The 14,132-nt window shown below is 65.3% G+C and carries 12 protein-coding genes; 5 read left to right on the top strand and 7 right to left on the bottom strand.

Annotated elements, in window-relative coordinates:
- Nucleotides 1–56 precede the first annotated feature (56 nt).
- Nucleotides 57–710 (bottom strand): TetR/AcrR family transcriptional regulator, encoded by a 654-nt coding sequence (locus CFB41_RS33460; protein ID WP_089459560.1) that lies wholly within the window; start codon nucleotides 708–710, stop codon nucleotides 57–59.
- A 99-nt stretch (nucleotides 711–809) separates the two neighbouring features.
- Here CFB41_RS33460 and CFB41_RS33455 point away from each other — a divergent pair, with 99 nt between their 5' ends.
- A complete protein-coding gene (locus CFB41_RS33455) occupies nucleotides 810–2,285 on the top strand; it encodes a coniferyl aldehyde dehydrogenase (RefSeq protein WP_089459559.1) in 1,476 nt (491 codons plus the stop codon).
- Between the two features lie 115 nt (nucleotides 2,286–2,400).
- Here the strand turns inward: CFB41_RS33455 and CFB41_RS33450 are convergent, their stop codons facing one another.
- Nucleotides 2,401–3,279 (bottom strand): LysR substrate-binding domain-containing protein, encoded by an 879-nt coding sequence (locus CFB41_RS33450; protein WP_089459558.1) that lies wholly within the window; start codon nucleotides 3,277–3,279, stop codon nucleotides 2,401–2,403.
- 132 nt (nucleotides 3,280–3,411) lie between these two features.
- Here CFB41_RS33450 and CFB41_RS33445 point away from each other — a divergent pair, with 132 nt between their 5' ends.
- A complete protein-coding gene (locus CFB41_RS33445) occupies nucleotides 3,412–4,044 on the top strand; it encodes an FMN-dependent NADH-azoreductase (RefSeq protein ID WP_089459557.1) in 633 nt (210 codons plus the stop codon).
- A 78-nt stretch (nucleotides 4,045–4,122) separates the two neighbouring features.
- Here the strand turns inward: CFB41_RS33445 and CFB41_RS33440 are convergent, their stop codons facing one another.
- Complete coding sequence (locus CFB41_RS33440; RefSeq protein WP_089459755.1) at nucleotides 4,123–4,740, bottom strand: LysE family translocator; 618 nt, start codon at nucleotides 4,738–4,740, stop codon at nucleotides 4,123–4,125.
- Nucleotides 4,741–4,807: 67 nt separating this feature from the next.
- On the opposite strand from CFB41_RS33440, the gene CFB41_RS33435 reads away from it, so the two are divergent.
- Nucleotides 4,808–5,731 (top strand): LysR family transcriptional regulator, encoded by a 924-nt coding sequence (locus CFB41_RS33435; RefSeq protein ID WP_089459556.1) that lies wholly within the window; start codon nucleotides 4,808–4,810, stop codon nucleotides 5,729–5,731.
- Between the two features lie 87 nt (nucleotides 5,732–5,818).
- Here the strand turns inward: CFB41_RS33435 and CFB41_RS33430 are convergent, their stop codons facing one another.
- Nucleotides 5,819–7,006 carry a hypothetical protein gene (locus CFB41_RS33430; RefSeq protein ID WP_144029983.1) on the bottom strand — a complete coding sequence of 396 codons (1,188 nt, stop codon included), beginning with the start codon at nucleotides 7,004–7,006 and terminating at the stop codon, nucleotides 5,819–5,821.
- 159 nt (nucleotides 7,007–7,165) lie between these two features.
- On the opposite strand from CFB41_RS33430, the gene CFB41_RS33425 reads away from it, so the two are divergent.
- Nucleotides 7,166–8,017: a putative type VI secretion system effector gene (locus CFB41_RS33425; RefSeq protein WP_144029982.1), complete on the top strand. Its 852-nt coding sequence runs from the start codon at nucleotides 7,166–7,168 to the stop codon at nucleotides 8,015–8,017.
- 29 nt (nucleotides 8,018–8,046) lie between these two features.
- Here CFB41_RS33425 and CFB41_RS33420 read toward each other — a convergent pair whose 3' ends face one another.
- Nucleotides 8,047–8,928, bottom strand: coding sequence for a LysR family transcriptional regulator (locus CFB41_RS33420; RefSeq protein ID WP_089459553.1), 882 nt, complete (start codon nucleotides 8,926–8,928; stop codon nucleotides 8,047–8,049).
- Between CFB41_RS33420 and CFB41_RS33415 the strand changes: the two genes are divergently transcribed.
- Nucleotides 8,884–10,431: an MFS transporter gene (locus tag CFB41_RS33415; RefSeq protein ID WP_256941342.1), complete on the top strand. Its 1,548-nt coding sequence runs from the start codon at nucleotides 8,884–8,886 to the stop codon at nucleotides 10,429–10,431. The two genes, CFB41_RS33420 and CFB41_RS33415, sit on opposite strands and share 45 nt — an antisense overlap.
- 74 nt (nucleotides 10,432–10,505) lie before the next feature.
- Here the strand turns inward: CFB41_RS33415 and CFB41_RS33410 are convergent, their stop codons facing one another.
- A complete protein-coding gene (locus CFB41_RS33410) occupies nucleotides 10,506–13,001 on the bottom strand; it encodes a xanthine dehydrogenase family protein molybdopterin-binding subunit (protein WP_089459551.1) in 2,496 nt (831 codons plus the stop codon).
- Between the two features lie 21 nt (nucleotides 13,002–13,022).
- On the bottom strand, nucleotides 13,023–13,481 hold the full coding sequence (locus CFB41_RS33405; RefSeq protein WP_089459550.1) for a (2Fe-2S)-binding protein: 459 nt from the start codon (nucleotides 13,479–13,481) through the stop codon (nucleotides 13,023–13,025).
- Nucleotides 13,482–14,132: the final 651 nt, after the last annotated feature.

Raw genomic sequence — 14,132 nt, 5'->3', positions numbered from 1 at the left:
CCCATGGCCTCGATACGCTGCCGAGGCAAACCATAACCTTTAAGTGAAGTTGAAGGTCAAGGCCTTTTCGTCTTCGCTGACCGCGCGGGGCTGGCGGGTAGCACGAGACCGTCCAGCAAGGTGGTCAGCGCATCTTCGATCGCGTGATCGCCGACCTTCTTGCGCACCAGCCGCCCGTCGATCGCCAGCATCGTCAGGCCATGCAGATGCGCCCAGCAGGCGGTCGCCTGACCGAGCGCCGGGCGCGGGCGGATCGTGCCGGCGCGCTGGCCGCGTTCCAGGATGTCGACGACCAGCAGGAACGGCGCCTGCACGCGCGGATCGAGATGGATGTCCGTGGGCTCGCCGGCATCCGCGGCAAACATCAGTCGATAGAGATCGGGGTTGCGCTGGCCGAACGCCAGATGGGCGTAAGCGAGCGAGCGCAGCACGTCCGGCGCGTCCGCTACGGGATCGACGGACGCGGCGAGGTCGTCGTTCAGCCGATCGAAGCCGATCAGCGCGAGCTCGTGCAGCAACGCGGCCTTGTCCGGGAAATGCCGGTACGGCGCCGAATGGCTGACGTTCGCGCGCCGTGCGATTTCGCGCAGCGTGAACTGCCAGCCCTGTTGTTCCTGCAGCGTGTCGAGCGCCGTTTCGATGATCGCGCGACGCAGATCCCCATGGTGATAAGTCTTTTGCCCGGCGTCCGCAGCCCCATCCGACGACATCGCGTTGCTCCTATGTTGACAGGGAACACATTGTGAGCCTATGATCCGCCGCATGCAAGTTGACAGTGTCTACATCGACGCAACCTCGTGAGGTGCACCATGGCCGTTTCCGCAGAATCCAGCTCGAGCTTCGACCCGGCGGCGTTGCTGGCCCGCCAGCGCAACGCGTTCGTGAGCGAGGGGCCGCCGAGCGTGCAGCAGCGCAAGGCGCGGCTCGCGCGGCTGCGTGCCGTGGTGCTCGCGTATCGCAGCGAAGTGGAGGAGGCGGTCAGCGCCGATTTCGGGCACCGCTCGCGACACGAGACCGCGATCATGGAACTGGTCGGCGTGATCCAGGCGATCGACTACCTGACGCGCAACCTGCGTCGCTTCATGAAGCCGCAGCGTCGGCACGTCGGGATCTTTTACCGGGCCGGGCAGGCGCACGTGGAGTACCAGCCGCTGGGTGTCATCGGCGTGATGGCGCCGTGGAATTACCCGTTCGCGCTCACGTTCATTCCGCTGGCCACCGCGCTGGCCGCGGGCAACCGCGCGATGCTCAAGCCGTCGGAACTGACACCGCGCACGAGCGAGGTGATGCGTCGGATGCTCGCGGAAACCTTCCCGAGCGAGGAAGTCGCGGTCGTGCTCGGCGGCCCGGAAGTCGGCGCCGCTTTCAGCGGCTTGCCGTTCGATCATCTGCTGTTCACCGGCAGCACGCAGGTGGGCCGCAAGATCATGAAGGCGGCCAGCGACAACCTGGTGCCGGTGACGCTCGAACTCGGCGGCAAGAGCCCGGCGATCGTCGCGAGAGGGCACGTCAATGGCCGGACGATGTCGAGCATCGTGTTCGGCAAGCTGTCGAACGGCGGGCAGACCTGCGTCGCGCCCGACTATGCGCTGGTGCATGAAGACGACCTGGACGCGTTCGTCGCGCAATACGATGCGGCCGTCGCGCGCTTCTATCCGGGCGGGCCGACCAGCCCCGACTACACGTCGATCGTCAGTGACCGGCATTTCGATCGCCTGGAAAGCCTCGTCGACGAAGCGCGCAGCAAGGGCGCGCGCGTGATCGAGGCGGGCGTGAACCCGCAGCAGGCGGCCACCCGCAAGCGGACGCTCGCACCCACGCTGATCGTCGGGGCCGGCGACGATACGACCGTCATGCAGGAAGAAATCTTCGGGCCGATCCTGTCGGTGCGCACGTATCGCACGATCGACGAAGTCGTCGACTACGTGAATGCGCGTCCGCGGCCGCTTGCGCTGTACTACTTCGGTGCGCAGGACAGCGACTGCGAGTCGTTGCTCAAGCGCACCACGTCGGGCAACGTCGGCATCAACAACACGCTCCTGCATGTCGCGCAGGAAGACTTGCCGTTCGGCGGCGTTGGCCCGAGCGGGATGGGCGCGTATCACGGCATCGAGGGATTCCGCGCGATGAGCCATGCGAAGGGCGTGTTCGTGCTGGGGCGCTGGAACCTGCCGAGCCTGCTGCGTGCGCCGTTCGGCAAGCTGGCGGATCTGTCGCTGGCGGCGCTGCTCGGGCGTAGCCGGGAACCGGCGGGCGTGCGGGCGGGATTGAGCGCGAAGCGCTGAGGCCGACGATGCACCGCGACCGGCGCGCGGCTGCTTCGCACGCAGCGCGCCGTTGTGGTCGAACGCGCTGCGTCGGTGAGTGCCGGGATCGAAGCTCGGCCGTGACGGGTGCCTGCTAGGGCCGGTTGAGCACGCTGGCCCCGTTGCGAATCGCGGTTTCATCGACAAGCGTCGCGGCGAATTCGACGGCGGCCGGCATTCCCGCGTCATGCATCATCACGAATTCCATGTCCGGCAGCGCCGGCAAGCCTTCTGGCACGCCCAGCTCGCGGAGCGTGTCGTCGATCGCGCTGCGCGGCACCGGCGCAATCGCGATGCCGGCGCGAGCGAACGTGCGGATGCCCGTGACGCTCGGGCTTTCGCAGGCAATGCGATAGGGCATGCCGGCCAGCGCGAGCGCCTTGATGGCTGCGCCCCGGTACGGGCACGGATCGGGGAAGCACGCGAGCGGCACATCGCCTTCCGGCAGCGGCTCGTGGCGCGCAAACGCCCAGACGAGCGGCTCTCGCCACAACGTCGCGCCCTGGCCCGTGTGCGCGCACCGGCTGCCGATCACGAGATCGAATTCGCCGTTGGCGTGCCGTTGAAACAGGCTGTCGCCGATGTCGACCGTCAGATTCAGCCGCAAGCCGCGCCGCGCGGCGCCATGGCGGCGCATCACGTCGGGCAGCCAGCCCCCCGCAAAATCCTCCGATGCGCCGATGCGCAGCGTGACATCGACTGTCTTGCCGCTGCCCAGTTTCGTCTTCGCTTCCTCGCTCAGGTTGAGCATCGCGCGCGCGTAGCCGAGCAGCATCCGGCCATGCTCGGTGAGCGTGACGCTGCGCGTATTGCGCACAAGCAGCGCCCGGCCGACCTGCTCCTCGAGGCGAGCGATCTGCGCGCTGACCGCGGACTGGCTGAGATGCAGCCTGCGACCTGCACCGGTAAAGCTCCGCACGTCGGCGATGGCGACGAACGTATGAAGCAGTGATGTGTCGAGCGGCGGGTTCATTAATCACCAATTCGGATTAATTCGATCAATTCATATCGTTTCCGGATTATAGGTCGATCCGATAGGCTGCGAAGGGCAGTGGGCGATCGCGTATCCCGCGCGTCGCCGTCACTGTCGGCAAGGACCGGTTTCATGACACGCGTGCTCTATATCGAAGGCTCACCCAACAAGGACTATTCGGCGTCCATCGACGTGTGCAATGCCTTTCTCGATGCGTACCGCCATACGCATCCCGAACACGAGATACAGAAGCTCGACATCTGGAATCTGGCGATACCCGAATTCGACGAAGCCGCGCTGGCCGCGAAATATGCGGGACTGAGCGGCAAGGCATTGACGCCGGCTCAGGCGGCGGCATGGCAACGGATCGAGCAGCTTGCGGCGCCGTTCCACGAGGCGGACAAGCTCCTGTTCGGCGTGCCGCTGTGGAATTTCAGTATCCCGTACAAACTCAAGCACCTGATCGATGCGATCTCGCAGAAGGATGTGCTGTTCACGTTCGACGGCACAGGTTTCGCCGGCAAGCTGGCCGGGAAAAAGGCGGCGGTGGTCTACGCGCGCGGGCTCGGTTATCAGTCGCCGGGCTCATTTACGCCGGCGGCCGAATTCGATCTTCAGCGCCCGTACATGGAGACCTGGCTCAAGTTCGTGGGCGTGAAGGACGTCACCGGGATCGTCGTCGAGCGCACCTTGTTCGGTCCCGACGGAGCGGTCGATCGCAGTCGTGCGATCGATGAAGCCCGCACGATCGCGCGGACGTTCTGACACTGCCGGGTGGCGCATGCGGCACGCCGGCGAAGCGCGCCCGTTGGTTGGCATCGACGGGTGGCGTGCCGTTTCGAGTCAGCGCCCGCCGCGCGCGATGGCGAGCGCGACGCCGAAGCCCACGAGCAGGCAGCCGAAGGTACGGTCGATCCAGTGCCGCAGCGCCAGCAGGCGATCGCGGACGGCCGTCGCGGAGAAGCACAGGGCCACCAGGCTGAACCAGCCGGCATGCGCGACGGCGATGAACGCGCCGTAGCCGATCTGCACGATCAACGGCGTGTCGGGCCGCACGGCCTGCATGAACAGGCTGACGATGAACACCGTGGTCTTGGGGTTCAGCGCATTCGTCAGGAAGCCGGTGCGCAGCGCGGCCAGGTCGGACAGCGGTGCGGCCGGTGCATCCGCCTGCCCGTTGCCGGCCTTCGTCATGAGCATCTTCGCGCCGAGGTAGATCAGGTAGATCGCGCCGACCAGCTTGACCGCATTGAAGAGCCACTGCGACTGGCGGATCAGCAGGCCGACGCCCAGCAGCGTGTAGCTCACGTGAACCGTCACGCCGAGCCCGATACCCAGCGCGGTGAGCACGCCCGAGCGGCGCGACAGCATCAGGCTGTTGCGCGTGACCATCGCGAAGTCCGGCCCCGGGCTGATCACGGCCAGTAGGGTGATGGTGACTACAACTATCAGTTCGGTCATCGTCTTGTCCTTGCGATTGATGGCTTGATGGCGCAATCTTATGGGCTACGTTCCAGCGGGAAAAGCGATGATTTCTGACCAAAATGGTGAGATTGACTCACCATCGGTTCGCACGAACCTGCCATCGCTGATGGCGTTGCGTTGCTTCGAGGCGGCGGCGCGTCACGAGAATTTCAGCCGTGCGGCCGACGAGCTGTGCCTGACCCATGGCGCGGTCAGCCGCGCGGTGCGACTGCTCGAGGACGACCTGGGCGTCGCGCTGTTCCAGCGGCGCAGCCGTCGCGTGTTCCTGACCGATGCGGGCCGCAAGCTGGCGCAGGCCGTCCACGACGGGCTGGGGCTGATGCGTCACGCCGCGCAGGCATTGCGTACCGAGGCTGCCCGGGCACGGCGCTGGGTGCTGTCGTGCGAACCGACGCTTCTGATGCGCTGGCTGATTCCGCGCTGGCCGGATTTTCAGGCGCGACATGCGGGCGTCGACGTCCATCTGGCTGCCGCAGGCGGTCCGTTCTCATTCGACAGCGGCATCGACATGGCGATTCGACGCAATGACTTCGCATGGCCGGCGGGTTATCACGCGCAGCGGCTGTTCGCGGAGCAGGTGGGGCCGGTCTGCCGGCCCGATAAGGTCGATGCGTGGTTTTCCGCGCGTCGTGGCAGTCGCTCGTTGAAGGCGGATGTTCCGCGACTGCACACGCGGACACGGCCGGACGCGTGGAAGGAATGGGCGGTGGCGGCGAATCAGCCGGCCGCGGGCGGGCGGGGGCAGACGTTCGACCATTTCTATTTCAGTCTGCAGGCGGCGGTTGCGGGGCTCGGTGTCGCGATCGGCCCGTGGCACCTCGTTCGCGATGACATCGAAAGCGGGGTGCTGGTCGCGCCGATGGGGTTCGTCGAAGATGGTTCGCATTACTGCTTGTTGACGCCGGAACCGGTGGTGGCGGGGAGTGCGCAGGGGGATGTGCTGGGGTGGTTGACGGCGATGGTTTGATCGACGGAGGTCGGCGATGCGCACGATCGGCGGCCGCCGACCGGCTCGGGCGGGTCGGCGGTGAGACGACCGATGACGCGGGCTCGACTATCCCTTCGTCGCGGCCTGGCCCTGATACGGTTCGCAGCCTTTCCGTTCGGCCTCGGACGGTCCGCCACGCTGGGCCGTGTCCATCCAGCCCAGGTTGAACTGGGTGCTGCTGTAACGGCATTGCAGCGTCGGCTGCCCGGATACGGTCCTGCTCTCCACTGTCCGGGTATCCAGCGTGAGCGGCGCCGAAGGAAACGTGACATCGGCCAGCCCGATCTGGTGCGCGGGATATTTGATCTTGTATTTGTCGATCCACGATTCCGCCGCTTTGCCGGATACGACGCGATAGCCAGTGGGTGCTGTTGCGGGCGACACGTAATAGAGCGCCATCGGTTGATTCAGGCGTGCATCGTCGCTCGCTTCAAAGCGAAACAGTTTGCTGGGAATGAACAGGTCGGTGGGGTTGTCGGTTCTGTCCGGTTTGAATTTGGGTTGGTCGATGAAGATCCATTGGTGAGTGTCGTCATAGATCACCAGTTTCACGTTCAGGTCTTGCGGGTAGGCGAGCGTGTTGAATTCCTCGATCTTGACGTAGCGGGTGGTGTTGGCGGCCGCGTCGTAGTTTCTGTGATCGGTCAGATTTTTCGGAATCGAAAACACGATTTCCGGATAGGTGTCAAACGAGCCCATCAGGCGATATTGCGTGCCGGGCACATACGCCGAGAGCGGGCGGCGCATGGGTACATTCATGCCCTGGATTCGCCAACTGACTGAGCGCGCATCCAGAAGGTTCTTCCATTCCGGTGGCGTCCCGCGCTTCAACGCAACCAGATTCTGCCGGCGGCACGCGTTCGGTGGATCGTCGCATCCCTGATACAGGTAAAGGCTGATGCCTTCGTTTTCGAGCGTCAGCCACGGCTGCGGGTCGTCGGAAAAGTGATAAACCTGGTTGTACGCATGCGTTTGCACATTCGGCACGATCATGGGCGGGCAACCCGCCAGCAACGCGCAAATCGGCGCCAGTGCAAGCCATCCGGATAGTCTTGAGCGACTTGATTCGACCGTTGTTGGTATTTTTCTCATGGAGCTCTGTCGTGATGGATTCGGTTTTCTTGCGCGCGACGCTTGTTTCTCTTGTAGTTCGCCGCTTCTCCGGCTTTGCATTGCCAAGCGCCGAATTGCCGCGAGCCATTCTACTTCACCCTGAATGGCCTCGATGCGCTCGCCGCTGAGCGACACGGACATCCAGCCGATTCCCGTCGCGGCCAGTGCATGACGTCGCATCGACGTCCGAACCGGCGGCGTGGCGATGGCGCAATCTCCACACGTGTGCGCCGACGAGTGGCCACGACAGACGAGCGTCCCCGTGCCGCATCGGGTGATCGTCACTTCAGGGAGCGGCCTATGGACGACGAATTGCAGGCGTTAATGGCGGCCCGGCGCGAAGCCGGGGAGCCGGAAGGCCGGCCACCGGGGTGGAAGGACAATCTGGTTCTGTTGCACGGCACGTTAGCCAGCGTGACGAAACAGCACGCGGCTGCCCCGTCTCGTTTTCCGCCGCCGCCGCCGCCGGGCGTCGTGGGTGCGACCGCGATTGCCGCGACGTTGATGGACATGGGAACCCACGCGCAGGTCATGGTCGATGCGACCGACGCATCGAGCTGGAAAAACGAAGCGGACTGGGTCGCGTTCGAGATGGACGGAAATCATTTCCACGGCGTGCTGTGGATGATGCCGATGCACGGTGGCGACAAGGTCAAGGTGGTGGCCGAAAAAATCGGCGAGAACCGCTATTTCGCCTATGCGGTCCAGCGCGATTCGGACGCCGTGGTCGCGATCTACCCGAATGCGGTCATGGGGACGAAGGTGCGTGGCCGATTCGAACGAAAAGGCACGCTGGGGTTCTTCGTATTCGTCGAGTCGATCATGGCCGTCTTCCTGGGGATCGATTTCATCCGTGGGGAAGGCCGTACCGGAGACTTTGCGATCATGCTGGGCGGCGTACTCTTCGCCGGTGCCCTGGTCATGATGCTCTTTCACCTCCTGGGGAAATGGAGGTTCCGCAACAGCATCGAGGATGAACTGGCCGAGCGCATCTTCCACGCATTCGGCTGGCCCGATCCGCCGAATTTCAATTTGCAAAAGGTCTCTCGATGGCCGAATCGGGCGCGGCCGAACGCGGATTTTCCGACCTCGCATCCGTACTGGTATTTCAACCTGTGCTACTTCAGGTACGAGCCCGTGCGGCCGGCCTGATATCGCATCGCTGGCTGCCGTGACGGCCGTCACGACTGCCCGGAAGGCTCGTGCGGTGCGAAGGTCCTGCCCGTCACGGCGGCGATGAAGTCGATCGCCGCGCGAATCGACGGCGAATGCCTGAGATCGGCATGCACGACCAGCCAGATGTCGCGGGCGTACGGTTCCCCGTCGAACGGCAGGCGCTGCAACCCCGGATCGTCATCGCCCATGAATACGGGCAGGCCCGCCACGCCGATGCCCGTCCGGGCCGCGACCTGCTGCGTCGTGATATCGCTGACTTCGCACGCGATGCGGCGACCTCGAGCGATCGACTCGAGCCATTTCTGATGCGGCATTTCCGCGAATTGCGCGTCGTAGCAGATGAACGCCCAATCGTCAGGCGTCGACGTGTGCGCGTAGTCGCGACTCGCATAGAGCCCGAAAGCCATCTCGCCCAGCTTGCGCGTCACGTTTTGCGGCTCCTCGGGGCGGAACAGGCGCACGGCGATATCCGCTTCACGGCGGGCGAGCGAGACGCTTTGCGCCTGGCTGGCCATCGACAGCCGAATGCCCGGATGCATTTGCGCGAACACATACAGATGATTCGCGTAGAAATTGTTGGCGAGCACGGGCGGCACGCTGATCGTCACGATGCCGTGCATCGGCAGGTGTTCCGTGAGCGCGAGGCGCTCGATCGCAAACGCGTGCTCCTCCATTTTCCCGGCGAATTCGAGGATCTGCCGGCCGGCGGCGGTCGGCCGGCACGCGCGCGGCAACCTGTCGATCACGCGCATCTTCAATTCCGATTCGAGTGCGGCCAGGCGACGGCTGACTGTCGCGTGGTCGACGTTCAATCGCCGGGCGGCCGCGGAAAGACTCCCCGCTTGAGCGACGGCCACGAAGTAACGCAGGTTTTCCCAGTCGAACATCGGTGCATTTTCTCCAGGGTGCTGTGCTGTTTTGTGGAATATTCGCACAGAAGGCGATCCTCTACGCTTCAATCCTCCGAATGCGAAGGATTGCCGATGCAGACCTCATCCACCCCTCATCCGCGGCGGGTTCAAACGGCGGCGTGCCTCGGTTACGCGGTCGTCCTGATCGACGTCAGCGTCGTCAACGTTGCGCTCGATGCGTTGCGAACGGCGTTTGGCGCCGCGCTCACCGACCTGCAATGGGTCGTCAACGCGTATGCGCTCGTGTTCGCGGCGACCCTGCTGATGGCGGGTGCGCTCGGCGACCGGCTGGGGGCAAAGCGCATGTTCATTGCCGGCTACGCGATCTTCGCGCTGTCGTCGATCGGCTGCGGCACCGCGCATTCCATCGGCGCGTTGATCGCCTGGCGTCTCGTTCAGGGGATCGGCGCCGCGCTGCTGGTGCCGAACTCGTTGGCCGTGCTGCGTCTCGCCTTCGACGACGCGGCAGCGCGTAGCCGCGCGATCGGCTGGTGGGGCGCCGGCGGCGGCATCGCGCTGGCTGCGGGGCCGCTGGCCGGCGGGTTGCTCATCGCTACCGTCGGCTGGCGCAGCATTTTCCTGGTCAACGTGCCGGTCGGCATCGCCGGTATCTGGATGACGTGGCGGTTCGCGCCCGACACGCAAGCGCAGGGCGGCAGGCGCCTCGATCTCCCCGCGCAACTGACCGGTGCGCTTGCGCTGGCGGCGCTCACGTTCGCATCGACCGAGATCAGTGCGCTGGGGTGGCGCAGTCCGGTCATCGTGAGTGCGTTCGCGTTGTGCGTTGCGTTGGGCGTCGCGTTCGTCCGGCTGGAAGCGCGCAATCCGGACGCGATGCTGCCGGCCGCGTTGTGGCAGGACCGGATCGTCCGCAGCTCGATCGTGATCGGCGCGATCGCGAACCTGGTCTTCTACGGCATCGTCTTTACATTGAGCCTGCTGTTTCAGTCGGTCTGGCATATGACGCCCGTGCGCGCAGGTGTCGCGTTTCTGCCGATGATGGGGGTGCTGATGGTCACGAGCATCGTCGCCGGACGACTGACCGGCAGGCTGGGCGCGCGCACGCTGGCGACGGCCGGGTTGTCGATTTCGGCGGTCGGTTATCTGGCGATTTGGCCGGCGATCGCTGCGCATTCCAGCGGGTTGCTTGCGATACCGATGCTGCTTGCAGGCGGCGGCATCGCGTTGACGATACCGACCATCATGGACGCGGCGCTCGCGGCGGTGAGCGGCGCGCAGTCAGGTGTGGCGTCGGGGTTGTTGAATACGGCGCGACAGGTGGGCGGCGTGATGGGCGTCGCGTTGTTCGGCTGCTTCGTTCGTGAGGCAGGGGGCGTGGCGTTTGTCCTTGGAATGGAGCGGGCATTGATCGTTTCGGCTCTGTTGCTGGTGGTGGGCGCGGTGATGGCCTGGTGGAATCTGGGGCAGGCGGCGGCGCGCGGGATTCGGGCTCGCGGGGCGAGCCCTCAACGTCAGTGACCTACCCGATAAACGCCGCCACGCACACCCCTCCTCCCATTCCGGCATTCGGCGCGCCAAACCGATCACGGGCATCAGGTCGTCGTCGGCTTCTTGAGATCGTCGAGGCACGGGATGCCTGCCTTCCGCTTGGGACGGAGAAATTTGGGCACCGAGCTGCCTTGCCCGACGCCCGCCTGGCTTTGACTGACCTTCGGCTTCAAGGTGGCCGTCTTCGCCTTGTGCGGCAACCGGCAACCGCCGGCCGGCAGGTCGGCGTACGGATCCTCGTCGGCCGCCGCCGCCGGGGCCGCCGGCATCACGGGCGCGGTCGACGCGACCAGCATCGGCGCGAACGGCAACGCGCGCATCCGCTCGCCGGTCAGGACGAACGCGCCGTTGGCGACCGCCGGTGCGATCGGCGGCACGCCGGCCTCGCTCAACCCGGTCGGGTGCGCGTCCGACGGGACGAAGAACACGTCCACCGGCGCCGCTTCCTGCATCCGCACCGGCGAGTAGTCGGCGAAACCGGCGTTGCGGGCCGCACCGTGCTCGACGTCGATCGCGAAACCCGGCTTGGTCGTCGCGAGGCCGAACAGCGCACCGCCCTGGATCTGCGCTTCCGCGCCGGTCGGGTTCACGATGCGGCCGGCATGCACGCCGGCCGTCACGCGGTGCACGCGCGGCTGCTGGGCTTCGATCGACACCTCGGTGACATACGCGACGACCGTGCCGGCGGTTTCGTGCATCGCGACGCCCCACGCGTGCCCGGCGGGCAGCGTGCGCGCGCCGTAGCCCGACTTGTCGACGGCCAGCGCGAGCGTCTGGCGATGGCGCGTGTGCTCGGGGCCGGACAGCCGCGCCATCCGGTACGCGACCGGATCCTGGCGGGCCGCGTGCGCGAGTTCGTCGACGAGCGTCTCCATCACGAACGCCGTGTGCGTATTGCCGCCCGAGCGCCATGACTGCACCGGCACGTCGACGTCCGGCTGATGGACCGAGACCTGCATCGGGAAACCGTACGGGCTGTTCGCCACGCCTTCGGTGAGGTCGGGATCGGTGCCGCTTTTGCGAATCGTCGTGCGCTCGAGCGGCGAACCCTTCAGCACCGACTGGCCGACGACGACGTGCTGCCAGTCCCGCACCGCGCCGCTGCCGTCGACGCCGATGTCGACCCGATGCAGCACCATCGGGCGGTAATAGCCGCCGCGCAGGTCGTCCTCGCGCGTCCAGATGGTCTTGACCGGGCCCAGGTGGCCGGCTGCCAGGTACGCGGCGGACACATGGGCGGCCTCGACCACGTAGTCCGACGTGGGCGTCGAGCGCCGGCCGTAGTCACCGCCCGACATCATCGTGAAGATCTGGACTTTCTCGGGCGCGACACCGAGTGCCTTCGCGACCGCGGCGCGATCGGTCGTCTGCATCGACGAACCGCCCCAGATCTTGATCCCGCACGCGCAACTCGGCGGGCCGACGTCGACCGTGCAACTGAGCGGTTCCATCGGCGCATGAGCCAGGTACGGAAATTCGTAGTCCTGCCGGATGCGCGTGGCCGCCGGCGGCGCGTTGCCGGCATCGGCCGTGCGCACCACGGTGCCGGGCGTGCCGGCGAGCTGCTTGTATGCCTGCATCTGTTCGGCGGACGTGACGGTCGAACCGGTGTCCTTCCACGTGACCTGCAGCGCATCGCGACCGAGCCTGGCAGGCCAGTAGCCGTTTGCGATCACGGCCACGCCGGTGCCTCCGCGATCGGTCGGGATTTCGACGACCTCGACCACCCCCTTGACGGCCCGGGCCGCCGCCGCGTTGTAGCTTGCAACCTGTCCGCCGAAGCGCGGCGGGCGCGCGACCACGGCCACCATCATGTCCGGCAGGCGCCAGTCCATTCCGTACTTGAGCGTTCCGTCGAGCACGGCGCGCGAATCGACGCGCGGGGTCGGCTTGCCGATGATGCGGAACTGGTCGGGCGACTTCAGCGGCACGTGCTGCGGCACCGGCATCGCCATCGCGTCCGCCGCGAGTTCGCCGTAGGTCGCGGTGTGGCTGCCGGACGTCACGACGCCCTGCGCGGTCCGGCACGTGGCCGGATCGACGTTCCAGCGCCGGGCGGCCGCGGCGACGAGCATCGCGCGCGCGGACGCGCCGAGTTCGCGGTATTGCGTAAACGAATGGTTGATCGACGTCGAGCCGCCCGTCATCTGGATCCCGGTCACCGGATCCTTGTACGGTTCGCCCGCCGGCGCGAGCACGGTGCGCACGTTGCGCCAGTCGGCATCGAGTTCGTCGGCCAGCGCCATCGGCAGCGCGGTGCTGACGCCCTGGCCGGACTCGGTCCGGTTGACGGCCACTGTCACCGTGTTGTCCGGCGCGATGATCAGGAATGCTTGAGGCGGCGAGGTCCGAAGGGTCATGCCGGCTTGGGCGCGGGCGCGCGTCGGCTTGATGCCGAGCGCGAGACAGCCGCTCGCCGCCATCGTGAGTTTCAGGAAGTCGCGCCGGCCGAGCATCGGAGCACCGGCTCCGGTGACGGTCGAAGCGTCGGAGGCAGCGGCGGGGGTGTTCGCCGGGCGCCCGGCAGTGCGGATACGCATGGTCACAGTCTCCCGGCGGTCTCAGGCAAGCGCACCGGCCGCGTCGTGAATCGCGGCGCGGATGCGCTGGTAGGTGGCGCAACGGCACAGGTTGCCGGCCATCGCGCGATCGATGTCGGCATCGGTCGGCGCCTTGTTGCCGCGCAGCAGCCCTGCCGCACTCATCATCTGGCCGCTCTGGCAATAGCCGCATTGCGCGACGTCGTGGCGGACCCAGGCGTCGAGGACGGCCTTGCCGATCGCATCGTCGGCGAGGTGTTCGGACGTCGTGATGCGGGCACTTCCTACCGACGACAGCGCGAGCGTGCAGCTACGCACGGCCCGACCGTCGACGTGCACGGTGCACGCGCCGCAGTCGCCGGTGCCGCAGCCGAACTTGGTGCCGGTCAGGCCGAGGTTGTCGCGCAGCACCCAGAGCATCGGCGTCGACGGATCGGCATCGACGTCCGCCGCCCGGTTGTTGATGTTCAACGTCACCATCGTGAAGTCCTCCCTTGGACACCGCGTTATCGTTCGCGAGACAAAACCGCAATGCGACGGATGTGAACCAATTAAAGCAGATTCGAGAAAAAATCAGCATCTCGAAAATCGGCTTTTTTGCCTTTCTTAATAATTCAGGCTAATTAGTTAAAATATAAAATTTACAAACAGTATACGAATGTGCGAATGTCGCAGAAAGAATGTTGAGTTTTGACAAAAACTCGCTGGCCCCATGGAAAACGTTTGCGAGTCGAGCCTATATTGGACTCGCGATCAAGGCGGGAGTGCGAATCGAACGGTGGAGACAGGTGATTCCATATATGAAACAACAGTTCCACGATTGAATGCCGGAGGGAGATTCCGGCGTTTGTTTTCGTGGCGAAAGACCAGCCACGCGGGCACTTTGGGCGCGTTCGCCGTTTGACCCATATATAGAAGTGCGTAATCAGCGGGGGTTCTCCGGCCGCGTTTTGATCTGCCGGAAACAGCGATTTCTAATAAGTGGAAGATTTACCGGTCAGGGGGATTAAAAGTAAAAAATGCTGATTAAATAATACCAGTTGACTAATTCTCGCCAGTTGTCAATCCGGTCATCCGTTTTGGTTTGATGACGGAGCGGCATTTATCCAGAAAAATCGAATAACGCATTCC

Origin of the sequence: Burkholderia sp. AU33803, assembly GCF_002223095.1 — a bacterium.
GTDB lineage: Bacteria > Pseudomonadota > Gammaproteobacteria > Burkholderiales > Burkholderiaceae > Burkholderia.
Note: the sequence above shows the minus strand (reverse complement) of the source record. Positions and strands in the feature narration are given on the sequence as shown.